The following is a 25,430-nucleotide window of genomic DNA, read 5'->3' as shown; positions in this document are numbered from 1 at the left end:
GCTAATTTACAACTCTAAACGCCTACTTTCTTTGAATTAAGTTTAATTCTCTTGATCCTTTCCTTCAGGGCACTACCTCTTCGGGATTGATATCTTCCGCGTCAGCCGCGAAATAAACTACAAAATAACCTTTGTTGTTCAAGTGTTGCTGTAGCCGCAGCAATTCCGTTGATTTTCCAGCACCGCGATGTCCTGCATACAACTGGCAAGTCATCGGTTCTGAACGCTCAATGTTGAGGCCCAAGTCTAGGGTAATATTGTCATCTCCTCGCACTTCCCCACAGTCAACATATTGCGGGTCGCCTGCTGGTAAAGGAGAAGATGGGTTAAAGGCGTTGTAGAGGTCTTTTAGTAGTTGTTCTGTATTTTGAGTCATAAATTTTTTTTAGTATTTTTTGGTTTTTATAGGCTCAACCGCAGATTTAAGGCAGATAAACAGGGATTAACGCAGATAATTTTAAGAAGAGCGATCGAATCTATGCAAAAGGCTGGGTGCACATCGCGCACCCAACAATCACTACTTTTAGGCTGGATATTTTTTCAGAATGGCAACTTTTTCGGGGAAGATTTTGATCGCCATTTTGTCATCATCACGAGTCGCTAGCGATCGTCTCACTTCGCCCAAAAACAGCGGCTGCGACAGCCCAGGTTCAGGATGTACAACTGTACGAACCCGGATGGTCATGTAGTCTCTGCCCCGCCCAGAGCGCCCTGGAGAGTACAAATCCGCAGCCGCTTGCCGCATCGTTGCTTCTAATTCCGATTCGGTGATTGTAGGCGGCACAGTAACTACTGTTTGAGCGCCACCTGTATCGTAAACTAAAGAATAGCGCACCGCACCTGGAATTTCTGTGCGGGAAAACAGTCCCAAACCGAGACCGAATATACTGGCAGCAATCACGCCCATAAAGCTTGTCACTCCTACCAATCGGAAGCGAAAACCCCATTTGAAGATAAATGCTATAACAGTTAGAATAGCCAAGGCTACTGTTAGAATTCCCGCCCATTGGGCGTACATTAAAAGGTTAGAATTTACGTTCATTTGTTGACTGTTGACTGTTGACTGTTGATATTAGTTACCCCTACCCGATGCCCTGCGCGGGCAAATGCCCAATGCCCAATGATTAATTAAGCGTTTCGGGCCACAAGCAGATAAGTCATCATATCGCCTTTGCCCTTCACTGGAATCACGCCGCGCTCCTCAAAAACGTACTTACCCCGCAGGCGCTCGTAGGTAGCAACTGTCACCTGAATGCTGCCGGGGACGCCTTGAGATTCCATCCGGGAAGCTGTATTTACCGTATCTCCCCACAAATCGTAAGTAAATTTTTTTGTACCGATTACCCCAGCTTCTACCGGGCCTGTGTGGATGCCGATGCGGATGCTGAGCGGCTGACCTCCCTTGGTATGTATCTTAGTCATCGCTGCTTGAATTTCCAGCGCCATTTCGGCGATCGACTCGGCGTGGTCGTCGCTCGGCGTCGGCAAACCGCCAACCACCATATAAGCATCGCCGATCGTCTTAATTTTCTCAAGTCCGTAGCGCTCGGCCAACTCGTCAAAAGCGGAAAAAATCTCGTTGAGCAACTCCACCAATTGGGCCGGCGATAAATGAGCCGAAAGCTTAGTAAAACCGACCAAATCGGCAAACATCACTGTTACCTCAGCGAAACTGTCTGCGATCGTAATTTCCCCGTGTTTCAGGCGCTGCGCGATCGCCTTCGGTAAAATATTTAACAGCAAACGCTCGGACTTTTCCTTTTCCTGAGCCAACTCATGTAAATACGCCTGTTCCTTATCCCGCAGCCGCTTCTTTTCCAGACAAGCGCTAATCCGAGCCTTGAGCAATACCGGATTAAACGGTTTAGAAAGATAATCCTCCGCCCCCAACTCTATACACCTGACGATACTGTCGATATCGTCCACCGCCGAAATCATAATCACCGGGATGTAGCGCAAATTCTCGTCCGCCTTCAGACTTTCGAGCACCTGATAGCCGTTCATTTGCGGCATCATAATGTCTAGGAGCACCAAATCAAAAGGCTCTGTTCGCAACATTTCCAGAGCTTGGAGACCATCTTCAGCAACAGTCACCACATGGCCTTGACGCTGAAGTCGGCGGGCCAGCAAATCGCGGTTTACCTCATTGTCGTCAACAACCAGCACGCTGCCCTCATCACCTTTCATGTCATGGCCTCTTTGAGAAGCGTTTCAATTTTACCCAAAAGTCGAGGAAACTCGACCGGTTTAGTGTCGTAGTCATTGCAGCCTGCGGCAAGACACTTTTCACGATCGCCCGCCATTGCGTGAGCCGTCAGCGCAATCACCGGAATCCTGCTAGTTTCAGGAGCAGCCTTAATTTGCTGCGTTGCTTGCCAGCCGTCTAGAACCGGCAGACTCATATCCATCAGAATCAAATCTGGTACTTTCGCGAGCGCCATCGACACTCCCTCAGCACCGTCAACAGCAATAAAGACCTCGTGTCCCTTGCGGGCCAGACGCCTGGAAAGCATATCCCTGTTCATTTCGTTATCTTCGACCAACAGGATTTTAGCCATTGGTGTTCTCCTTGCCTTTCGAGTCGTACCTGCGATCGAACCTGTTATTGACTATAGAGCGAACATCGCGCAACAAAGTATCGCAACTGTAGACTCCCTTTTGTAGCACCCGCTCGACGTAGCCGTTTAGCTGCTGGCTTTCGGCCGGTGTCAAGTTTTTCCCGGTAATCACAACAATCGGTATAGGATCTCCCGAATGTGATTTGCGAATTTCCCCGATCAACTCAAAACCATCCATTTCTGGCAACATCAAATCCAGTAATATCAGGTGCGGGCGAGCAACTTTTAGCCGATCGAGAGCAGCGCGTCCGCTGTCAGCTTCCGTTACTGCCCAGCCTTGTGTTTCTAGTACGCATCGCAGTATTTCGCGCGTGGCAACGTCATCTTCCACAATTAGAATCTGACAGGTCAAATTGTTACTTGCAACGCCGTCTTGGTCGCGTCGGTACTTGTTCAACAAGGCAGCCAGCCGTTTGCCGTCCACTGGTTTGGTGAGGTAGTCCGAGGCACCCAATGCAAAGCCGAGACTTTTGTTGCCCACAAAGGATAGCAGGATTACGGGAATTTCGGCAAGGTCAGAATCGGCTTTCAGCGCTGAAAGTACCGCCCAGCCGTCCATTCCGGGCATGATCACGTCCAGGGTAATGGCGTCTGGCCGTAGTTGCTTAGCGAGCCGGAGAGCTTGCTCGCCACTGCCGGCGACTTCTACGTGCAGTCCTTGGCGAGCGAGGGTGCGCTCGATCAAATCCCGCGAGATCGGGTCGTCGTCCACTACCAGCACCGTGCCGACAGCGGGTGCCTCCGGAGGGTTCGTGCTGTCGTGGACTTTGTTGGGGATTTCCGGCTGTTTGATGGCTTTGGGCAAGAGCACGGTGAAAGTGGTGCCTGCGCCCAAGGTGCTGCTGACCTCAATGCTGCCGCCCATCATCTGACAGAAGCGCTGGCTGATTGCTAGTCCCAAACCGGTGCCACCGTACTCGCGGGTAGTCGAGGCATCAGCTTGGGTGAAAGGTTGGAAAACTCGCTGCAATTGCTCTTGTGTCATGCCGATGCCGGTATCGGCGACGCGGAAACTTAAAAATTCGGAGTTGGAAATTAAAATTTGGGAAGATTCCTCTTGATTTTTCATTTTTAATTGTTCATTTTTAATCCTTTCCACTCCGATCGCAATTCTCCCGTTTTGTGTGAACTTGGCAGCGTTGCTGAGCAAGTTAAGCAGCACTTGCCGCACTTTGGTCATGTCCGCGTGCATGGTGTCGAGGTTGTCTGGACAGTACACTTCTAGGGTATTACCGTTTTTCTCGACCAGTGGCCTGGCCGTAGCAACAGCACTTTCAATTAAGGTATGGATGTCGAAGCTTTCTAAGTAGAGCTCCATTCGGCCTGCTTCAATTTTAGAAATATCTAGGATGTCGTCAATCAGTGACAGCAGGTGTTTGCCGGCGCTGCAGATTTTTTCGAGGTCGGGGACGGATTCGCAACTCCCCAATTCTTCGGCTTCTTCTTGAAGCATTTCGCTGTAGCCGATGATGGCGTTGAGGGGTGTGCGAAGTTCGTGGCTCATGTTAGCGAGAAATGTGCTTTTTGCCCGGTTGGCTGATTCTGCTGCTTCTAGGGCCAACTGCATAGCCGATTCTGCGTGTTTGCGATCGGTGATGTCTTGGACTGTGCCTTCGTAGTACAAAACGCTGCCGTTTTCGTCGCAGATGCTGCGCGCGTTTTCAGAAATCCAGATCGTGCTACCGTCTCGGCGGTATATTTGAGATTCAAATTTTGACACTTGGCCGCGCGCACCCAATTGGGCCATAAACTCGGCGCGCCGATTGTGGTTAACGTAAAATTGGCGGTTGATATCGGTGAGTTCGGCGAGCATTTGGGTACAGGATTCGTAGCCGTAAATTCTGGCTAGTGCGCTATTGCCGCTGAGGTAGTGCCCGGTCGGCGTTGTCTGGAATATGCCTTCGACTGCGTTTTCAAAGATGCTGCGGTATTTTGTTTCGGATTGTCTCAATGCTGCTTCTGCTCGCTTGCGCTCTAGGACATTGGCGAGCATTTCTCCTACCATTTTTAGCTGTGTGGATATTTCGGTTGCTCGGCCTGCTATTTGCTTTATGCCCTCGAATCCGATAAATCCTACTAGGTTTTTACTACAAATTAGGGGAATAATTATCAGCGATTGAATATTTTTTATCTGTTTTTTTAATTCTAAATTATTTAGGGCAGCGCCCCTCGAAGGTATTAAGGCGGTTGCTGTTTGATTGACTGTTTGGGATGGGGAATCTGTCTGGAATTCGGTTTTATTTTGACCTATAAAATAGGCTATTTCGGCGATTGCTGGGGGCGGGAGTTCGCCGATTTCTGAAATATAAAGGCATTCGGCGCGATCGAGTTTTTCTGCGATCCAAGGGATTTGTGCGATGTCTATTTGTTTGTCGGTGCTGTCTTTGACTGGCAGAATGCTTTCGCCGCACCATTCGTAGGTTTTGTCGGCGCGGGTTTTGTCTTCTGATAACAGGTAGATGTAACTGCGGTCAAACCCGCTCAAGGTAGCGATCGCTTCCAGGGTTCGATCGATGCCTTTGTCTATTTCTGATAATGGCTGGGTGATGAAATGGGTTGACAAACTGGCAATCAACTGAGCGAATTCTATTCGATACTGCAAAGATTGTTCTAGTTTTTTGAGTTCGGTAACGTCTCGAAAGCTCCAGACTCTACCGACTGTTTTTGCTCCGATTTTTGATGGCAACGAATTTAATTCAAGAATTTTTCCGTCTTTGAATTCTAATAATTCGCTGATTTTAGTATCTGAATCTACCGACACTTTGATCGCGTTTTCGAGAAATCTTTGCGGGTACTTTAATTGTTCCCTGTCGAAGGGGAATCCTGTTTTGAGCGTGTTTTTGAGTGTACCCAAGGTCGATCGGCTCAACTTTCCTTGGCTGGCGGACAAACCCCACATCTCTAGAAATTTCTGATTATATTTACATATATTGCCGTTTATGTCAACCGCCAGAATTCCTGCATCTGTAGATTTTAGAACTGCTTGCAGTATCGAGAGCGATTGCTTGTGTTCTCTAATCTCAAAAATGCCAAAAAACACCAAGACTGATATTTCGCTGCCCTCAACTGCGGGATGGAAAAAATAGGAAACGGGTAAAATCTTGCCGTCGCGACACAAAAACTCGTCGTCCCAATTGCTGGAAGGTTGACTGGAAGCGATCGCCTCTTGTAAATCTAGTGTAGGTGCGATCGGCCTATCTTCACTCTTGCTGGGCGACTGTTTCGGAGCCGTCAAAACTTGGGATTTGTTGCCTTTATTTTGCTTCCCGATGCGCTCTAGCAGAGAAACGCCTGCAAGTTCCGACTCTCGCCACCCCAGCAAGCGTTCTGCCTCTGCATTCACCGAGATTACACAGCCCTTCGCGTCAAGGATACACAATCCTGCCCCCAAACTGTTGACAATCGCCCGCAGTCGATCGAATTCTGAAGCTGTTGGAGAGTCTTGAGGGGACTGGGGCGAGTCAGTTAAATCCTTTAATGCCACCGTCTCCAAGTTAAAACAATCTTCCTGCTGAAGTTCTTGCTGACTCTGAACTCGCTCATAGCTACAACTTACCTGCTCTAATAAAAGCTGCCACTGCTCAGCAGTGGGAGGTGGAGACTCGCCGACTAAACCGAGCTGTTCGAGTTGGCGCTGGAGGTGGGGGTGCATATTTTCTGGCGCTTTGTAAGCAACTTTCTACAGTATATCTTTTTAATTAATAGTATATATACGTAGGTATACCGTTAGGGGACAAGTACGGGATCGAAGTCTATCACAGGTTTTATTGAGAAGCCGAGGGATCGTGTCTCCTCTCCAAAATCTTTCAAACTGCCCTAATTATAAATTCTCCGAACTTTTAAGGTTTTTCAACTCACCAATCCTCTGAATGTCGGCAGCACGCTCAAAAATAATAATATCATCTTATCCAGTCAATACTCAGGAAAGTTTGGGTAACGATACTACAAGCTTACGCGGGGCAAGGCTCATAAAAAAGTCTAATTAAATTCAAGACAAGGGTGGATCTGACATTAATTTAATTATCCAGATTCAATCAATGTCAAGCGAGAATCAGTCTTTGAGCTATAGAAAAACTATTCGGAATATTAATCAAGTGAACTTAGCCTCAAAAACTAGGTTGCCGCCAAAAAACGATCGCGGACGAGGCTACTGGACAGGAAAATTTATTATTCCAATCCCAGCGGAAACGATTTCAGCACTTTTCGTATTTACTCATCAATTAATTAGGGTGATCTAACCCGCCTTAATCTTGTACCTCTATAGTAATTTTAAATTATTGGGAAATTTATTATTCCCTCATAAGGATGCCGGTAGGATTGGGGTGGGGGTTATTATTATTACTAATAACCTAAAATTACTATATATAAAAACTTCTACAAAACTAAGTTTATCATGTGAGGAATTGTGTGCAAAATCTCCCGCTCTGCTAGCGAAATAAGCAGCGAATTGGAGAGGTCAACAAAAGTTGCAGGCATCGAAAATAACTGTAAAAAAAATATTATTCGTCAGACTTTTCGGTTGAGATCGAAAGGTCTGTGAAAATAGCTGGCAGCCGAATGGTAAAAATAGAACCTTTATTCAACTCGCTTAATGCAGTAATGTCTCCGCCCATCATTTCGCAGAATTTCTTAGTAATCGTCAGCCCCAAGCCAGTGCCGCCGTACTTTTTAGTAGTTGAAGAATCGGCTTGCGTGAAAGGCTCAAAGATTCTGGCTAACTGTTCGGGACTCATGCCAATGCCGGTATCTTTGACCGTAAAAATGATCCAATCTTGAGCGGAAGATAAGAGAGACAAGCTATTTTCAGCTTGGCCACCTCCTCTATACGCTCCAAGTTTTTTGCCTTTCTTTGCAGCGTCGGCGGGGGTTTCGACGGATCGGGTAACGGCGAAGGTAATCGCGCCGGAGCAAGTAAATTTCGCGGCATTGCTGAGGATGTTGAGCAGAGACTGCCGGAGTTTAGTCAAGTCGGTCTGCATCGAGCCAATATCCTCGGGGCATTGTATTTCTAGGATATTGCTATTTTTGTCTGCCATCGGCGCGATCGTGGTTACTACTTGCTCAACCAGAGTTGAAATGGTGAATGTTTCGACGTGCAAGTCGGTGCGCCCTGCTTCTATTTTGGTCAAGTCGAGAATATCTTTAATCAGCGCGAGTAGGTGCTGACCGGCCGTGTTAATTCTCTGGAGGTCGTCGATGAACTCTTCGGCACCGAGGTCTCGGGCGTCTTCTTGCAGGATCTCGCTGTAGCCGATGATGGCGTTGAGGGGGGTTCTGAGTTCGTGACTCATGTTGGCGAGAAAAATGCTTTTCGAGCGATTTGCAGCTTCGGCGGCTACTGCGGCCCGGCGGAATTCTTCGGAACGCAAGCGTTCGGTGATGTCGGTGGTCATGATTAAAACGCACTGAGTGTTGCCGAGGTGGATGAGTTCGACTGACAGCAGCCAGTCGCGCACTTCGCCGGCTTTGGTGCGAATTTTGATTTCTTGGTTGCTGATCGAATTTTGTGATTGCACAATCTGGGCGAGCCGCTCCCCGTCTTCTGAATTGACGAATATTCCTAAGTCGTTGGCGGTGCGGCCGATAAATTCATGCCGCAACCAGCCTAATGAGCGCAAAAAGCTTTCGTTGGCATCGAGGAAGCATCCGTCTGTGAGGGTGCAGATGCTGATGCCGACTGGGGAGGCGTGAAAAGCTTTGGAAAATCTTTCTTCTGAAGAACGCAGGGCGGCTTCGGCTTGCTTTCTGTCTGTGATGTCTTGGACGGTGCTGGTGATGTAGAGGGAGGTGACGGCGGCTTGTTCGTAGACTGTGCGGTTGCTGCCGTCGCGGAGTATGAGCCTGTAGTCGATGCTGTAAGGCCGTTGCTGAAATAAAGCCGCTTCGATCGAGGTTTTGACTAATTCTCTGTCTTCAGGGTGCACGTATTCTAAGAAGGCTTCCAGGCTGGGTTCAAAAGTTCCCGGTTCCTGTCCCAAGATGCGGTAAATTTCCTCTGACCACCGCAATTGCTGGGCGTTGCGGTCTAAGTCCCAGTTGCCTAGCTGGGCGATGCGTTGGGCGTTAGCGAGGCTGGCTTCGCTGGCGCGCAGGGAGGCTTCTGCTTGGTGACGTTCGGCGACGGTGGCAGCTAAGACTAAGCCGGTGACGGCGATGACGGCGATGAAGGCTTGCAGGGATAACAGTGCTTGGGGGATACTGCTGGCGTGCTTGAGGAAGGGGCCGCTGCCTCGGGCGATACCCCAAATTGCGAAGCCGCAGAGGATGAGGTTGGAGAGGGCCGTGTAGCGCTGACCGAATCGAAAGGCAGCCCAAACTACGAGCGGAAATGGTAAGTATTCGAGGGGATAGCGGGCGTAGGCGGCGCGGGTGCGGGAGCAGAAGACGAGCCAGCCGAGTGCTAGTAGCAGCAGCAGCCAAATCGCTCGTTCAGCTATCTGTTTGCGATGGGTGGGGACTTTGGGCAATTGCTGCCACGTCAGTAGCAGCGGGGCAACGAGCACAATTCCCATAGCGTCTCCCACCCACCAAGTCCCCCAAATCGTGCCAAAATTGCTCCACCTCGATAAACCGGTCAGGCATACGACGATGCTGCCGATGGTGGAGTTGATCAGGGTAGATCCCAAGGCTGCTAGTCCGACTATTCCTAAAACGTCTTTGAGCCGATCGAGCCTGGCGCTAAAGTTAATGCCCTGAAGTAGATAAGTTCCCGTCCACGCTTGCAGGGTTCTGGCGCCTGCCGAGATCAATGCCGTGCCGATGTTGGCCGACGGTACGCTCATGCTGAACAGGAAGCCTCCGATCGCGATTCCCGGCCACAGTTGTCGCCCAAACAGCAGCAGGGCGACTTGGGCAATTCCTGCGGCTGGCCACATCGGGTAAATTTCTGAACTGAGGGTGAGGGTGGAAATGGCGAATTGCGACGCCCAATAGTAGACCAGGGCGATCGCGCCTACTGCGAGGAAGTACCGCCAGGAATGTCCTTTGATTGCATTAAGGAACTTTGTCTGCATGGTCGTTTGGGGAAAAGGTGGACGGTTGTTGGGATCTCAGTAGGTGGCACGGGACAGGCACGAGGTAGAGAAAATGTTTCTATTAGGTGATGGTAGGTCATGGGTGGTAGGTAGTGGGAGAAGCTTTTGAGCTAACTTTTTGTAGTGCCGTTGAGGGAGCGGTTTTTTTGTTTCCTCAACTCTGCCCATGAATTTCGGGAGTATCGCTTTTTTGTAAATATATCTCTAATGGCTAAGCAATTGGTTTGTAAATTTTTGGTTTTTGTTAAAATTTTATTACCGAGCGAGAGCGGGTGTCTTTTTGTGTCTGGCGATCGTAACTCTATTTACCCTAACATCTTGCATCACGATCGATAATACCTACCATACCTAAAATACAAATAAGAGCGACGTAAAATATCTGTTTTACGTCAGTTTGGGGCAAGCAACACGGTTTCTGATTAGAAGTGCAGGCGCTCGTAATTTTCACTAGATTTTTAACCCATCAATCGAGGCTTTCAGTCTTTCGCTCGAATACAGTGAAAGCGGATTATTTACAGGCAATAAAAAATATTTTTTATTGTCTATTTCTCTTTGGCTGTTGCAATATCTAAGGTTAGTGTCAAACGCTCTTGAGATTCTTTAAGAGCGTCTTGGGGGTTGCGGCCCAGAAGGGTTGCCTCTATGGCGCGACCGAGGTTCTCTGACAGGCGGGAGTAACCTGATATAATCGGTCGCGCTCTGGCTGAGTTCATTTGTTCTAAAAATACTCGCAAAACAGGGTTTTTTTCCACAAAGCTTTGATAAGCTTGGCTCTGTCTCGATTTTAAGTTAATGGGCAAATAACCGGTTCCCAATGCCCATGCTGTTTGGAATTCTTCACCTATAACGTATTCTAAGAATACTAGGGCTGCTCGCTCTCGTTCTGGCGAGGTTTTCATTAAAAATAGGTTTTCACCCCCTACAACGGCTGCGGGGCGTTTGAGAATCGGTAAAGGCATTGCTGCGTAGTCGATCGCGCTTTGCTGCAACTGTGCTAGCGTCCACGGCCCGGTGATTTGCATGGCGACTTTCCCGGCGATGAAGTTGTCGAGTTCATAACCGCGTTCGGGTGCTGACAATATTGCTGAACCTTCTGTTAACAAGTCACTCCACAATTCTAAGGCGGCGTGAGAACCGGGATTATCTATTTGGGGTACAGGACTTTGAGGTATTTTGCCTTTGAGTTCGCCGCCTGCGCTGAACATAAAAGGCAGCCAGGTAAATACTGTCCATTCTCCCTTGCCTAGGGGGAGCACTATGCCGTGTTGGTCTGTGCGGCCGTCTCCGTTGGTGTCTTGCGTGAGCGATCGGGCTACTTGCTTTAATTGCGTCCAATTCTGTGGCACTTCTTTGATTCCTGCTGCTGCAAATAAGCTGGGACGGTAAAATATGGCGACGTTGTTTGTCGCTAGAGGAACTGACCAAGTGTGTCCGCCGAGTTCCATTGACTCGAACAGTGCCGGGTAGATTTCCGCTTTCCGGGGCGATTTGTTGAGCCAGTTTTCTAAGGGTTGAATTGCGTTGAGTTCTGCGAGTTTTCCTGAAATTGTGGCAGCATTCCAAAGCAAATCCGGTGGTGCATTTCCAACTACTGCTGTTAGTATCTTGGGCAGTTGTTGGTCTGGCTGACCTATATAAACTGGTTTAACTTGAATGTTGGGATGGGTTTTGTTGAATTGGTTTGTGAGGGTTTGAAATACGTCGCGATTTGGTGGAGGATTGATGCCGTGCCAGAGCGTAAGTTCGATCGGTTCCCCATTTTTTGAGGTTGGGGTAGTGCTGTTTTGACAGCCATTTAATATTAGCAGATTTAAGGTAATTAAAATGCCGAAGGCTATTTTGAGTGGTCTTTTAATTGCTTTGGATAATCGGGATAAAATCATTTGTTAGTTAGATTCAGGTAAGAAGATTTTTTTAAACCGCAGATGGATGGGGATAGTTAGATCTTGGTAAAAAGAGCTAAATCTCGAAAATCTGCTGGTAGCTGATTTCTCTCTCCGTCCGAGGTGTTTTGAAACAAAACGGTGAAAGCTTCTGCTCCTAGTTTATCTTGCGGCCACATCCGATAGCAAGGACTTTCTGTCAGGTGCGATCGATATTTTTCTAAATGAGGAACAGTGACTGACCCAAATTCTGGGAATTTGCTTAACAGCCATTCGTTGACTTGTTCGTTTTCTGCGGTTGAATAAGTGCAGTTCCTGTATGCAAGATAACCTGAACGCGCTACAATTTTAGCAGAATTGGCTAAAAATTTTTTTTCGGTTGCCATTGCGGTTGATGGTGACATTATGAAAGCATCGGGGTGCTTTGTCTCCTTTTGCTAAGAGTGACTGACCAGCATAAGGAGCCTCTACTATTACTAAAATAGCAGTTGGTGGTATTTTCTCGGTAAGTATTTTTGAATCGACGTTAGTGGCGAGGGATGGTTTAATTTGGCAGGGTTTTAAATTTGAGATCGGCATTCCTATGCGTTTACCTATGACTTCGTTGCGCAACAGCAATTCTGGCTTTAAGGTTTTCCAAGCAAATATACTTTTTCCTTCGGGGGCGGTGCACATATCTAAGATTAGTTTAATTGACGGGGATATTGTTAACAAAATTGAGGCGGATAAAATTGACGAAAAGTCGAGACATTAGTAATGTCCTGCTTGATGTAAGGAATGTTTTACCGACTGTGATTCTAAGGCTAATCTATCTAAAAATTGCGGTTGCCAATAAACGGCAATTTCGACAGTAAATGGGTTTTATGTTAATTTGGGTTGTACTCACAAGATAGCAGGATTAAAAGCTTGGGGATTGGTGACTTCATGAAGAAACTTTTATTTTTCGGCGGTGTCTGCAAATAAGCTGCGGCTGAGTTTAAGCAGGAGATTAGACGTTTTTTTATTGTTTGGAAAGATATGATAAGATTGAGATTAGCAGTGACAAAGGTAAATTAGATGATTATTCTTAGTGTAGAACAGTTATAGTTAACTTAGGAAGAACGGATGCAAATGTGGTTGTGTCTATCAAACCCATTGCTTTGGATCGTTCGAGTCGGGCTGTACCTGAGTACCAATCGAGATCCTTTTTGCCGATCGCACAAGTCGGAACTATTCTCGAAGTGTATAATCTAGGAGCAAACTACTATTATTCGATCTGAAAAATAAAAATTACATGAACTCGGTGGGTAAAAACACTCATAAACTAGCTTGTATCATAGCTCCTACGTGTTTAAGAGTCTCTACAATATACTTTGGTTTTTGCCATTACCTACTTGATAACTAATCAGTCATGACTGAGGACTACTTACTAATAACTAAGAATCTATGAAAATTGTCTTTTTTGGCACTCCCGATTTTGCTGTTCCTACTTTATCAAGTTTGCTGAGTCATCCAGAATTTGAGGTTGTGGGTGTGGTGACTCAGCCGGACAAACGCCGGGGAAGGGGCAATCAATTGATGCCTTCACCTGTAAAAGATGTGGCTTTAAATCACAGTCTCCCGGTTTGGCAGCCGCACCGAATTAAGAAGGATGCGGAAACAATTGCCAAATTGCGGGAAGCGGAGGCGGATGTGTTTGTGGTGGTGGCTTACGGCCAAATTCTTTCTCAAGAAATTCTGGATATTCCTAGTTTTGCTTGCGTTAACGTTCACGGTTCAATTTTGCCGAAGTATCGCGGTGCCGCACCGATTCAGCGCTGTCTTTATGACGGGGAAAAGACAACAGGAATTACTACTATGCTGATGGATGCTGGCATGGATACTGGGGCTATGCTATTGAAGGCTTTTGCTGGTATTTCACTGTTGGATAATGCTGATTCTTTAGCAGATAGGTTGGCGGAAGTTGGGGCGGATTTGTTGATAGAAACTTTGGTGAGGTTGAGGGATGGAGAAGTTAAAGCTGTTCTTCAAGATGATGCTGAGGCGACTTATGCGCCGATGATTAAGAGTGCAGATTATGTGCTGGATTGGTCGAAAAGTGCGATCGCCCTTCACAATCAAGTTAGGGGATTTTTCCCGGATTGCACGACTACTTTTCGCGGCAATTCTTTGAAGGTGATAGCTACTGTACCCGTCGGGCCGGAATATTGGCTGCAAATGCCAGCGGATTTGAGAGTTTTGGAACGCGAATGGCCTGTTTTAGCCCAGTTGTCGGGCGCAAATGGGGAAGTTGTTAAGGTTGTGAAGGGCTTGGGGGCGATCGTCCACACTGGCGATGGTTTATTATTGTTGCGGGAGGTGCAGTTGGCGGGGAAAAAGGTGCAGTCTGGGGTGGATTTTGCCAACGGAACTCGGTTGGCGGTGGGGGAAGTTTTTGCGGGTTAAATTGTATGTTTAGGGCGGGCATCCTGCCCACCCCACAATATTTGGAAGCAAAATCATCTTGTAATTTAGATGCGCGACAGTTGACCTAAAATTCGACCAAAACTTCCTCGGCGTCGCCCAACAAACCCTGCGCCGCCTCTAACATACTCTCAGCAACATCTTTCAAATCTTCGCGACTTGCTAAATAAGTTTTCAAAGCTTCTAACGGTTCTATACTATTATTAGCATTCAATTCTGGCAACCGCGGCCTCGCTAGCTGACTGACTAATTCCGGTTGGATTGTGTAGCTGTGCGCTTCGCCCAGAAGTGTGTGCAATTCTCCGTTGTCGATTAAATCTAATTGTTCCGATCGCAATTGGTAAATCAATCTCACAACTGCGTCTTGTATCTCTTTCTTACCAATAGCTTTAACTAACTCGGCTTGCGGGTTTTCCGATTCGGAAACATTCACTTTAATAGTCTGAAACACCCGCACTGGCAAAGCGCAAAATTCCCACTCCGCTTTTCCCCGTTCCAAATTAACTAACACAAAACCTTTATCTTCTTTCTCTTCGCTAAAATCAACTCGTTCGATACTTCCGGGATAAATTACGGGCGGATTGTTGGAAGCATTGAGATTTTGATGTTTGTGAACGTGGCCGAGAGCGACATAATCAAAACAAGGGCGAGTTAGCATGGAAACGGGTATGTTAAAACCTTTGCCAACTGCTAAAAAACGTTCGGCGCCAAGACTTGCTTTATCTGCCATTAAGTGCGCTAAAAGTACGGTTGGTATGTCGGGGTTGAGGCGACGGATTTCGCCTTCCATGGCGATCGTCAGTTTTTCGGTTAATAATTGGTTAACATCGCCCATAGACAGGCTTTCAGTCTCGGAACGTGTCATTAAGGTCGATCGAGTCAACCAAGGTAATGTTACCACCTGTACGGGCCCGCTGCGGGTTTGAATGAGGTGAGTGTCCAGGCGATCGCCTACAATAAACTTAGGTATCCCCAAAGTCCGGTAAATCCCCAAACTCGCACCGCCTTGTCCCTGAGAATGTTGGTCGTGATTTCCTACTAGCAAAACAGTCGGAATTTGCGCCTCCACCAAGCGGCTGAATTGGCAAGCAAAAGCCTCTTTTACAAACGGTGGAGGCGTCGAATCCGGGAAAGCATCGCCGCCGAATATAACTAAATCTACGGGTTCAGAAATTGCTCTATCCATACATTTGCTCAGCGTCGCAGCGAAGTCTTCCAGCCGCGTATTTAAACCGGTTTCTGGATTAATCCGCCCGTGGGAAAAGCCGCTTCCCATGTGAATATCTGAAAGGTGTAAGATTTTAATCATTGTTTTTTCTATTTGTTAGCTATCATTTCGGTTCGTAGTGAGGACGGAAGTCCTCAGAAGAAGGATTTGCATTCTTGATTGCGACCCAAATAAATTTGTTTTTCATACATCACAATATGATGCCGGGTACTTTTTGGTAAACTTGTGCGATCGGGCAGCGAAAATCTATACTCGTTAACTCTAACTCATCTCCTTGTCGGTAAGTCTGAGAAACCCAATTTCCCTCAGCATTGAGTCTAAAACATTCAATTTTGATTTCGGATTGAGTGATTAACACGTATTCTTGCAAACTCGATGCAGTTTGGTAATCGACAAATTTATCGCCTCTGTCGAAAGCTGCTGTTGAGGGCGACAATACCTCAACTACCAAAGATGGATATAAAATGAAGTCTTGAGTAGAACTTGTATCTCTTTCGTCGCAAGTCACCGCTACATCAGGATAGTAATAGCAATTTGCCTCTTCCAGTCGGACTTTTATATCTGATGATAAAACTAAGCAGTCGGTGTTATCTAAGTGATTTCCCAGTCGCCTTACTAAGTTGCTCGCAATAATAATGTGAGGCTTTTTTACCCCTGTCATTGCATAAACGTGTCCGCGTCTGTATTCGTGTTTGATCGGGCTTACTCGCTCGCCTTCTATGTACTCTTCTGGAGAAATGTAGAAATTATTTTTGCTAACAAACATTGAGGTTTCCTCCGATATTTTTATTTATTTGACACTATTGGTTAATAATCGCATACCCGGCGGGGAAACGTCACTGCCGTTTCCCTACAAATTTAACAAAACTCCAGAAATCTGGCGTGCCACAGTTTGCCGCTTTCTGTCAAACCCTGCGATCGCACTTTAATTTTGACACTTTTGGGGTTAGCCTCGTAGAGTCGGGCAATTTCCTGCATTTCCTCCCCGCTAAACCCGGTTCCCACGGTTCCTACTGGGACTAATTTGCCATCAATTTCTTGCGCTACTTTGACGGCGCTAAACGGCCGCCCCGCAACTTTTGTCGCCGTCAAACCCACAATAAACAAATCGTGTTCTTGACAGTATTTAGTTCTCACCATCGAATATTTCTTAACATCTTTGCCGCCGACATACTGGCAGTTGTGCAACACCCAAACTTCGCCTTCTTTATTTTCAGATTCCTGCTGATTTGCCAGGATGATTTTTTCGGCGGTGGTGCGAAATGTCGGTACAACTTCAAAGGCTGGGGATAAATTCGCCAGCCTTTCGCCAACTTCAACTCCCGCTGCAATTCGTTCGGATTCTGCCACGGCAGTTAAATCATTGCCTTTGAAAAACAAACTTTTAAAAATGGCATAAATTGCGCTGGGCTGGATTGTCGGAAAACCGCTTTCAATATTAACTGTAGCAGCTTGCGCGCCGGTGCGGTGTTCGCTACCCGTACAGCTTTTGTAATACAGTTCGCCGTCTAAAACAAAGGTGCCAATTTTATCGGCTGTGTCGATTAATGTGCGATCGATCTCAATTGATGCTTGCTGTCGCAGGTTAGTCGATCGCGATTGGTAGTATACTTTATCTGGCGTCGCAATGACCACTACTCGATTGCCGTCGCGCTTTGGCTGTCCCCAATAATCGGGGTTTTCGATGTAATAAGAACGTTCACTCGGCGCGTCCACCGGCTGCATGGTGACAATCCTTCCCGGCTGTAAGTGCGGTGGCAATTCTGCAAAAATGGGATTATTGGCAGTTTCTATTATTGAGGCGGAAGTTGATTGTTTAGCAGGAGCGAAATCGGCGGTAGAATTGTTTGGAGTATTGAGGACGATCGGCTTTTCTCCCGTTTCCAATTCAAACGCTCTTTTCCAAAAGCCAAAAGCCATTTCGGGGTATCCTTCCGACTCCGCGCACAGTGCAAAACCAATAACTTTTGCCGTACCAATTCCGCGCCCGTAATCAGCCAAATACTGCACTGCACCCGCTTCTCCCATCAAGTGCAATCCTCGCGTCACGATGCGATTGTTCCAGCGTTCTCGAATGTCGGCGCTAATTTTTTTAGCTGCTTTTCGCTTGGCTTCTGCGTATTCGGTGCAGTCCATACTGCCTCCTTTATGTAGGGCTATTTATACACTATACTAAAGATTGATTTATTAGTCAAGTCTAATTTGACAATTAGATGGTGTGAATAAATTTAACTCTTTCATTGGTGAACTAGATTTATTTTTTCACCGCAGAGGCGCAGAGGGCACAGAGGAAGAGAAGAAAGAGATAGTCAAGCGCGGTAATCTGTTGGCTGCCAATGCTAAGATAACTTCGATCGCTCATTGCGACCAATAAAGCCGTGAGTTGCGTCTTACTCGCGTTTGGTTCGCCAACTTGCGATCGGACATTTCAGAATTTAAGATCGAGTTTAATCTTACTGTTATGATGCGATTGATTTTGTACAGCAAACCCGGATGCCACTTGTGCGAAGGGTTGCAAGAAAAACTCGAACAGATTGAAAGCGTCAAGTTTCAACTCGAAGTCAGAGATATTACTGAACGCGAGGACTGGTTTCAAGCTTATCAGTACGAAGTTCCAGTTTTGTTTAAAGTGCAGCCTCAGTCAAAAAATTCTACTGGCGAGGCTGCATTCTCCGCTGAAGAACTGTTACCCCGTCCTTCTCCCCGCTGTAGTGTCGGCCAATTGGAGCAAATGTTACAGAAATATTTGCAAATCGATCCGTCACAATAATACGATTTACCCAAAAACTCAGGTTTTAATCCTGACCTCGGGGTGCTCGGTGTGCAGCTTAATCTAGGCCGATAGGTTTTACACCGCGCATAAAAAAACCTAGAGTTTGCACCGCGCACAGCAAAAACCTGTAGATTGTGGCTCAAACAATGTGTTCCGCCAGTCATATTCAAGACATTCAAGCGAGGAGTTTTTCAGATGAAATTGAGAGAATTATTAGCAGCAGTTCCCAGCATTTCCTTTGACGCGCAACATCCCGCCCTCGATGCCGAAGTCAAGGGTTTATCCACTAATTCCCACGCTTGTCAGGCGGGAGATTTATTTTTGGGAATGCCGGGAACGCGCGTAGATGGGGGAGATTTTTGGCAAAGTGCGATCGAATCTGGTGCACTTGCCGCCATAATTTCCACCCAAGCAGCCGAGAAAACACCTTCGGAAGACAGGGGTAATTGCGTCATCGCAGCAGCCGATATGGCTCAAGTTTGCGGTCAAATAGCAACTGCTTTTTACGGCAATCCAGCTAGCAAATTAAAACTTGTCGGCGTTACCGGGACTAACGGCAAAACTACAACAACTCATTTAATCGAATTTTTGCTCAATGAAATGCAGTTGCCGACGGCGATTTTTGGCACGCTTTACACTCGCTGGCCGGGCTTCCAACAAACTGCACTTTACACCACACCTTTTGCGGTTGACCTGCAAAAACAATTAGCAGAAGCTGTAGCAGCCGGATGCAAACACGGGGTGATGGAAGTCAGTTCCCACGCTTTAGCACAGCAGCGAGTTTTGGGGTGTAGCTTTGAAGTTGCTGTCTTTACAAACTTGACTCAAGATCATCTAGATTATCACCGTGATATGGAAGATTATTTTGAAGCGAAATCGCTTTTATTCGGTTCTAATTACCTCGCCAATCGTGCTGTAATTAATATTGACGACCCCTACGGTAAGCGGATATTTGAGAACCTAAAATCTGACCAAGTTTGGAGTTACAGCACTGTTTTGAAAACGGCAGATTTGTATGCTTCTGATTTGGAGTATCAGCCGAACGGAGTTAAGGGAATGCTGCACACTCCGAAGGGTGAAACTGCTTTTTCTTTGCCTTTAGTCGGTCAGTTCAATTTATCAAATATGTTGGCTGCTGTCGGTGCTGTTTTAGAATTGGGTTTAGATTTGGCCGCAATTGTGGAGAAATTATCTCAGTTTTCGGGAGTTCCGGGACGGATGGAACGGGTGCAAATTAGTCCCGACCAAGATATTAGCGTTATTGTCGATTATGCCCACACTCCCGACAGTTTGGAGAACTTGTTGAAGGCGTCGCGGCCGTTTATTCCGGGTCAGATGATTTGCGTGTTTGGCTGCGGCGGCGATCGCGATCGCACTAAGCGGCCGATCATGGGTAAAATCGTTGCACAATTAGCCGATTTAGCGGTTGTTACTTCCGACAATCCGCGCACTGAAAATCCCGATCGCATTTTGGAGGATGTTTTAGCAGGAATTCCCGCCGCAGTAAAGCCGATCGTGATGTGCGATCGAGCCGCAGCAATTCGCACTGCTATTATGGAGGCTAAACCGGGTGATGGCGTGCTGATTGCAGGGAAAGGACACGAAGATTATCAAATTTTGGGCACCGAAAAAGTCCATTTTGACGATCGAGAACAAGCGCGAGATGCCTTAAAAGCCAGAATGAATTCAGTTAAATGAATTCGGTTAACTGTTAACGGTTAACCGAATTCGGTTAACTGTTAACGGTTAGTTGTTCGCGGGCTGCGAAATTTGTTATATTTTTAAGTATTAATACGAAGCTAGAATCTGATTTGCACTAGATTATAATAGTAAAACAAAATATTTTAACAGCAAAATAATTATTGTTATGATAGAACTAACTGGCTATCAAATTCTCGCTCGAATTTATTCAGGCACTCGCACCCTAGTTTATCGCGGAACTCGCCTCTCAGACCAAAAACCGGTCGCCATCAAAGTCTTGCGAAACGAGTATCCCAGCTTCAGCGAACTCTTGCATTTTCGCAATCAATACACGATCGCCAAAAACCTAAATTTGCCCGGAATCATCCAAACCTACAGCTTGGAACCCTACCGCAACGGCTATGCGCTGATTGTGGAAGACTTCGGGGGAATTTCTCTGAAGGAATGGACGGGGAAAGGAAAAACCGTGCAATCTCTGGTTGATTTTTTCCAAATTGCGATCGACCTAAGCAATACATTAGATATACTTTACCGCCACCGCATCATTCACAAAGACATTAAACCCGCCAATATTTTAATAAATCCTGATACTAAACAAGTCAAACTCATTGACTTTAGTATTGCATCTTTGCTGCCGCGAGAAACTCAAACACTGATGAGTCCCAACGTAATTGAAGGAACACTCAGCTATCTATCTCCCGAACAAACAGGAAGAATGAATCGCGGCCTTGACTACCGTACAGATTTTTATTCATTAGGTGTAACTTTTTACGAATTGCTGACAGGAAAATTGCCATTTCAATCGAGCGATCCGATGGAATTGATCCACTGTCATATTGCCCAGCACCCGCCATCTGTACGTGAAATTAATCCTGAAATACCCCTTGTTCTCTCGGAGATGGTCAGCAAATTAATGGCAAAAAATGCCGAATGTCGCTATCAGAGTGCATTAGGACTGAAAGCAGATTTAAAAACTTGTTGGCAACAACTCAATGAGACAGGTAAAATAGAGAGTTTTGCCATTGGGCGGCGAGATTTTTGCGATCGCTTTATCATACCTGAAAAACTCTACGGTCGAGCAACCGAAGTCGCTGCATTATTAGCAGCATTCGATCGAGTAGCAAACCCCTCTAAATCTCGTTCTACAGAAGAGCCTGGAACCGAGAAGCAAGAGGTAAAAGAAGACCTCGCCTTGATTAATGAGGACTGGCGTGACTCGAACTTATCCCGCAGCGAAATGATGCTAGTAGCCGGATTTTCCGGCATTGGGAAAACCGCTGTAGTCAACGAAATTCACAAACCCATAGTTCGGCAACGCGGTTATTTTATCAAAGGCAAATACGACCAATTTCAACGTAACATTCCCTTTAGTGCTTTTGTGCAAGCCTTCCGAGATTTAATGGAGCAATTACTCTCAGAAAGCGACGCTCAGCTAGAACGATGGCAAAGGAAAATTATCAATGCTCTTGGCGAAAACGGTCAAGTTATTGTAGAAGTAATTCCTGAATTGGAACGAATTATTGGGAAACAACAGCCTGTCTCTGAACTTTCGGGAAGTGCCGCCGAAAATCGTTTCAATTTACTATTTCAAAAATTTATTTCTATTTTTGCCACAAAAGAACATCCCTTAGTGATTTTTTTGGATGATTTGCAATGGTCAGATTCAGCATCTCTGAAGCTTTTGCAAGTGTTGATGAGTGAAAAAGATAGTCAGAATTTGCTGGTAATTGGGGCATATCGAGATAACGAAGTATCTCCGGCTCATCCATTTATGTTGGCAGTAGCAGAGATGGAAAAATCCCAAGTAACGGTAAATACTATTACCTTGGAACCTCTGAGTAAAGCCGATATTAACGATCTGATAGCAGATACGCTCTCGTGCGAGATCCTTCTTGCTCAACCATTAACCGAGTTAGTTTATCAAAAAACCAAAGGCAATCCATTTTTTGCCACGCAATTTCTCAGGGCGCTACAGGAAGATGGGCTGATTGCATTTGACCCCACTCCCCTTACCCAGGGGGAAGAGAGGGGGGTAACATCTCCCCTTATCAGGGGAGGACACAGGGGGGTAACAGGGGGGTGGCAGTGCGATATCGCCAAAGTCAAAGCCCTAACTATCACCGATGATGTAGTGGAGTTTATGGCGGTGCAGTTGCAGAAGTTGCCGCCAGAAACTCAGGATGTGCTGAAGTTGGCTGCGTGCATAGGAGCGCAGTTTGATTTGAATACATTGGCGGTAGTCAGCGAGAAGTCGCCGGAAGAAACTGCTGCGGATTTATGGAAATCATTGCAAGAAGGATTCATCTTACCAACCAGTGAAATTTACAAGTTTTATATAGGGAAAGAAGAAGGGAAAAGCACCCCCAACTTGCCAAATACCGCCGCTCAATTACCTCACTACAAGTTTCTACACGATCGGGTTCAGCAAGCTGCTTATTCATTAATTCCTGATGACCAAAAGCAAGCAACCCATCTCAAAATTGGACAGTTACTTCTTCCGAATTTCTCAGAAGTTGAAAGAGGAGAAGAAGTATTCGATATTATCAATCATTTTATCATTGGCTCGGAGCTAATAACGCAGCAGGAAGAAAGAACTAAGCTAGCTAAGATTAGCCTCTTGGCAGGGCAGAGAGCTAAAATGTCAACTGCTTATGAGTCGGCGACAAAATATCTCGCTTTCGGTTTAAGTTTCCTACCCAAAAATAAATGGGAATCTGCCTATAGATTAACATTTACTGTATATTTAGAAAGTCTTGAAGCTGAATTTTTAGCAGGTAATTTTGAAGAAGCTGAAATTTTAATTAAAACCGCATTTAGTCATGCAAAATCTAGCCTTGATAAAGCCAAGATTATTGCAATTCAGTTAACGCATTATCAAAATAAGGCACTATATCAAAAGGCGATTCAGGTAGGAATCGCAGGGCTGAAACTGTTAGGCTTAGAACTGGCGATTATGCCAAATGAAGAAGAGTTAGAAGGGATGGCTCTGGAAGTTAAAAAAACCTTAAATCAGCGCGCAGTTGCAGGACTAATTGACGCACCACTCATTGTTGATGAAGAACGCCAGATGCCGATCAAACTGCTGATGAACATGGTACCGCCCACTTACCTAACTAATCAGGAGTTGTTAGTGTTGGTTGTTTTACACATGACCAATCTCTGTTTGCAATACGGGAATACAAATGTGGCGGGTTTTGTTTATGTTTGGTATGGGACAATTCTCTGCCAACGCTTTCAAGACTATGAACTGGGCTATGAGTTTGGACTTTTAGGGTTGAAGGTGAATGAAAAATTTAATAACACCACCCTGAATGGCAAAATTTATATGTCGTTCGGCAACTTTATCAACCACTGGCGCAAGCACGTCAGTTCCAATCTTGTTCTGCAACAAGCTGCTTATCAGGGGGCAATGGAGGTAGGAGATTTTTCTTGGTGTCATCACAGTGCTCTGTTCAGTTTCTGGCAGCAGGCGATCGTATCAAGCGATATTCACAGTTTGCTGGCTCGACATGAAAAGTACATCAGCTTTGCAGAACGGACGGAGATTACGACAGCTTTTGCCCTCATTCTTCAGTGCAAGCTCCTAGAGAATTTGCAAGGGCTAACGATAGGGAAGTATAGCCTTAGCTCTGAAACATTTGATGAAGAATCGGCGCTAGCAACGTTCAATGAAATTGGCTATGGCTATGGCAGTAGCACTTACTATTTCGCTAAAGCATTTTTGTTTTTCACCTATGGTGAGTATGCTAAAGCTTATGAAATGTTAGTAGCGGGGGGAGAGTTTTCTAATGCACTATATGGGCAATTTCAACGTGTTCTGCATTGTTTTTATCAGTCTTTGACTGTATTGCAACTTTATGGATTATCCACCCATAAACAACAAAAAGATTATCAAGAATTTGTTCAGAATAATCGGGCACAACTTCAAATCTGGGCACACAACTGTCCTGAAAACTGTCTGTCCAAATTTCTGCTTTTAGAGGCGGAGATGGCTCGTGTTGCTGAACAAAAATGGCAGGCTGCTGAGTTGTACGATCGCGCCATCTTTCTGGCCCAAGAACACCAATTCCTCAACGAAGAAGCCTTAGCCAACGAACTCGCATCTAAATTCTACCTCGGCTGGGGCAAACAAAAAGTCGCTGCAGGCTATATGCAGGAAGCCTACTATTGTTACGCCCGCTGGGGAGCAAAAGCCAAAACCGATGAACTAGAACAACGTTATCCCGATCTGCTGCGCCCCATCTTACAACAGTGCGCCCAACCCTTCACTATTTTAGAAACCCTTTCCACCCTTACCAATCCCACCTACTCAATTCATTCGACCGCCCAGCACACTACCTCAAGCACCTCGATCAACCATGCTCTAGATTTTTCGACTCTGCTGCAAATCTCCCAAATGATTTCCAGCACGATCGACCTGGATGAGTTGCTGCAAATTGTCACCCAAACCATGTTACAAAACTCGGGAGCCGATCGCTGTGCACTGATGCTCTACCAAGATCAACAATGGCAAGTGCGGGCGATAGCTACATGGGAAAACATTAGCCTGCAAACGGAACCCCTAGAGAATAATCCCACCGTTCCCGTTAAATTAATCCAGTATGTCAAAAACACCCTAGCAGCAGTTGTCATCGATCGCGCCAAAACTGATCTGCCTGTGATTGACGATTATTTAGAGCACCACCAACCAGAGAGTTTGCTGGGTTTACCAATTCTAAATCAGGGGAATTTGGTCGGCATTTTGTATCTAGAAAATCGCATAACGAGTGGGGTGTTTAGTCGCGATCGCCTCCTAGTGCTGAATTTTCTCTCTAGTCAAGCGGCGATCGCTCTGGAGAATGCCCGTCTCTATCACCAAGTGCAGCAGACTTTGAATGAACTTCAGCAAACTCAGATGCAAATGATCCAAAGTGAAAAGATGTCAGCATTAGGTAATCTAGTGGCGGGGGTTGCCCATGAAATCAACAACCCGGTTGGTTTCATTGCCGGGAACATTAATGAAGCTCATGCGGGAGTCCAAGACTTAATTGATTATTTGCGCCTCTATCAAGAAAAGTTTCCTCCATCGGAAGCAGAATTGATTAAGAAAGCAGAGGAAATAGATTTAGATTATCTAGTAGAAGATTTACCCAAAATGCTGAGTTCCATGAAAATAGGATGCGAGCGCATCAAAAACATCAGCACATCCCTCCGCACTTTCTCTCGCGCCGATACGGCCCATAAAGTTGAGGCTAATATTCACGAAGGCCTCAATAGCACTTTGATGATTTTACGCCATCGCCTGAAAGCGAACGACAAGCATCCTGAAATTAAAATCATTAAAGAGTACGGCAATATTCCCAAAGTAAAATGTTATTTGGGACAATTAAACCAGGTATTTATGAATTTGTTAGCAAATGCGATCGATGCCTTAGAAGAATCGAATCAAGGACGGAGTTTTGCCGAAATTCAATCCCATCCCAATCGCATCACTATTCGGACCAAAGTAGAAAGTGAAAAGGTAAAAATTTCCATCGCCGATAACGGAAAAGGAATGTCAGAAGAGGTAAAAAATCATATCTTCGACCATCTATTTACCACTAAAGATGTGGGCAAAGGAACTGGGTTGGGACTGGCGATCGCACGTCAAATTGTAGAAGAAAAACACGGCGGAAAACTGAGTTGTTTTTCTTCACCGGGAGAAGGAACGGAGTTTGTCATTGAGATTTTAATTGATTAAAGATTAGTTGTCCGTTGTTAGTTGTCCGTTGT

Annotated in this window: 16 protein-coding genes; 5 read left to right on the top strand and 11 right to left on the bottom strand. The window is 46.0% G+C overall.

All coding sequences use genetic code 11. The features are described 5' to 3' along the window. Window positions 1–64: 64 nt before the first annotated feature. From QUA53_RS19590 to QUA53_RS19555, 8 genes are all read right to left on the bottom strand, one after another. Complete coding sequence (locus QUA53_RS19590) at window positions 65–376, bottom strand: hypothetical protein (protein ID WP_333099209.1); 312 nt, start codon at window positions 374–376, stop codon at window positions 65–67. 147 nt (window positions 377–523) lie between these two features. Further along, window positions 524–1,042: a Ycf51 family protein gene (locus QUA53_RS19585; protein ID WP_333099210.1), complete on the bottom strand. Its 519-nt coding sequence runs from the start codon at window positions 1,040–1,042 to the stop codon at window positions 524–526. 86 nt (window positions 1,043–1,128) lie between these two features. Further along, window positions 1,129–2,187, bottom strand: coding sequence for an adenylate/guanylate cyclase domain-containing protein (locus QUA53_RS19580; RefSeq protein WP_333062119.1), 1,059 nt, complete (start codon window positions 2,185–2,187; stop codon window positions 1,129–1,131). After that, window positions 2,184–2,558 carry a response regulator gene (locus QUA53_RS19575; protein ID WP_006631823.1) on the bottom strand — a complete coding sequence of 125 codons (375 nt, stop codon included), beginning with the start codon at window positions 2,556–2,558 and terminating at the stop codon, window positions 2,184–2,186. The genes QUA53_RS19580 and QUA53_RS19575 overlap by 4 nt, the downstream gene beginning before the upstream one ends. Next, window positions 2,551–6,270 (bottom strand): response regulator, encoded by a 3,720-nt coding sequence (locus QUA53_RS19570; RefSeq protein ID WP_333099211.1) that lies wholly within the window; start codon window positions 6,268–6,270, stop codon window positions 2,551–2,553. Before QUA53_RS19570 ends, QUA53_RS19575 begins: the two co-directional genes overlap by 8 nt. Window positions 6,271–7,117: 847 nt before the next feature. Further along, window positions 7,118–9,631, bottom strand: coding sequence for an MASE1 domain-containing protein (locus tag QUA53_RS19565; protein WP_333099212.1), 2,514 nt, complete (start codon window positions 9,629–9,631; stop codon window positions 7,118–7,120). Window positions 9,632–10,194: 563 nt separating this feature from the next. Further along, on the bottom strand, window positions 10,195–11,535 hold the full coding sequence (locus QUA53_RS19560; protein ID WP_333099213.1) for an ABC transporter substrate-binding protein: 1,341 nt from the start codon (window positions 11,533–11,535) through the stop codon (window positions 10,195–10,197). Between the two features lie 56 nt (window positions 11,536–11,591). Further along, window positions 11,592–11,939: a hypothetical protein gene (locus QUA53_RS19555; RefSeq protein ID WP_333249022.1), complete on the bottom strand. Its 348-nt coding sequence runs from the start codon at window positions 11,937–11,939 to the stop codon at window positions 11,592–11,594. Window positions 11,940–12,960: 1,021 nt separating this feature from the next. Here QUA53_RS19555 and fmt point away from each other — a divergent pair. Next, entirely contained in the window at window positions 12,961–13,959 is a 999-nt protein-coding gene (fmt, locus tag QUA53_RS19550; RefSeq protein ID WP_333099215.1) for a methionyl-tRNA formyltransferase, read from the top strand. Between the two features lie 85 nt (window positions 13,960–14,044). Here fmt and QUA53_RS19545 read toward each other — a convergent pair whose 3' ends face one another. From QUA53_RS19545 to QUA53_RS19535, 3 genes are all read right to left on the bottom strand, one after another. After that, entirely contained in the window at window positions 14,045–15,286 is a 1,242-nt protein-coding gene (locus QUA53_RS19545; RefSeq protein WP_333099217.1) for an exonuclease SbcCD subunit D, read from the bottom strand. Window positions 15,287–15,395: 109 nt separating this feature from the next. Further along, window positions 15,396–15,971 carry a Uma2 family endonuclease gene (locus QUA53_RS19540; protein ID WP_333099218.1) on the bottom strand — a complete coding sequence of 192 codons (576 nt, stop codon included), beginning with the start codon at window positions 15,969–15,971 and terminating at the stop codon, window positions 15,396–15,398. A 92-nt stretch (window positions 15,972–16,063) separates the two neighbouring features. Beyond that, complete coding sequence (locus tag QUA53_RS19535) at window positions 16,064–17,341, bottom strand: ATP-dependent DNA ligase (RefSeq protein ID WP_333099219.1); 1,278 nt, start codon at window positions 17,339–17,341, stop codon at window positions 16,064–16,066. Between the two features lie 82 nt (window positions 17,342–17,423). Here QUA53_RS19535 and QUA53_RS19530 point away from each other — a divergent pair, with 82 nt between their 5' ends. From QUA53_RS19530 to QUA53_RS19515, 4 genes are all read left to right on the top strand, one after another. After that, window positions 17,424–17,579: a hypothetical protein gene (locus tag QUA53_RS19530; RefSeq protein ID WP_333076272.1), complete on the top strand. Its 156-nt coding sequence runs from the start codon at window positions 17,424–17,426 to the stop codon at window positions 17,577–17,579. Window positions 17,580–17,669: 90 nt separating this feature from the next. Next, window positions 17,670–17,975, top strand: a complete 306-nt coding sequence (locus tag QUA53_RS19525) for a glutaredoxin family protein (RefSeq protein ID WP_333099249.1) — start codon at window positions 17,670–17,672, stop codon at window positions 17,973–17,975. 198 nt (window positions 17,976–18,173) lie between these two features. Then, a complete protein-coding gene (locus QUA53_RS19520) occupies window positions 18,174–19,676 on the top strand; it encodes a UDP-N-acetylmuramoyl-L-alanyl-D-glutamate--2,6-diaminopimelate ligase (RefSeq protein WP_333099221.1) in 1,503 nt (500 codons plus the stop codon). Window positions 19,677–19,845: 169 nt separating this feature from the next. Beyond that, on the top strand, window positions 19,846–25,398 hold the full coding sequence (locus tag QUA53_RS19515; protein ID WP_333099222.1) for an AAA family ATPase: 5,553 nt from the start codon (window positions 19,846–19,848) through the stop codon (window positions 25,396–25,398). Window positions 25,399–25,430: the final 32 nt, after the last annotated feature.

Origin of the sequence: Microcoleus sp. Pol12B3, assembly GCF_036701355.1 — a bacterium.
Classification (GTDB): Bacteria; Cyanobacteriota; Cyanobacteriia; order Cyanobacteriales; family Microcoleaceae; genus Microcoleus.
The sequence above is the reverse complement of the archived record's forward strand: the minus strand, read 5'-3'. Positions and strand labels throughout refer to the sequence as shown.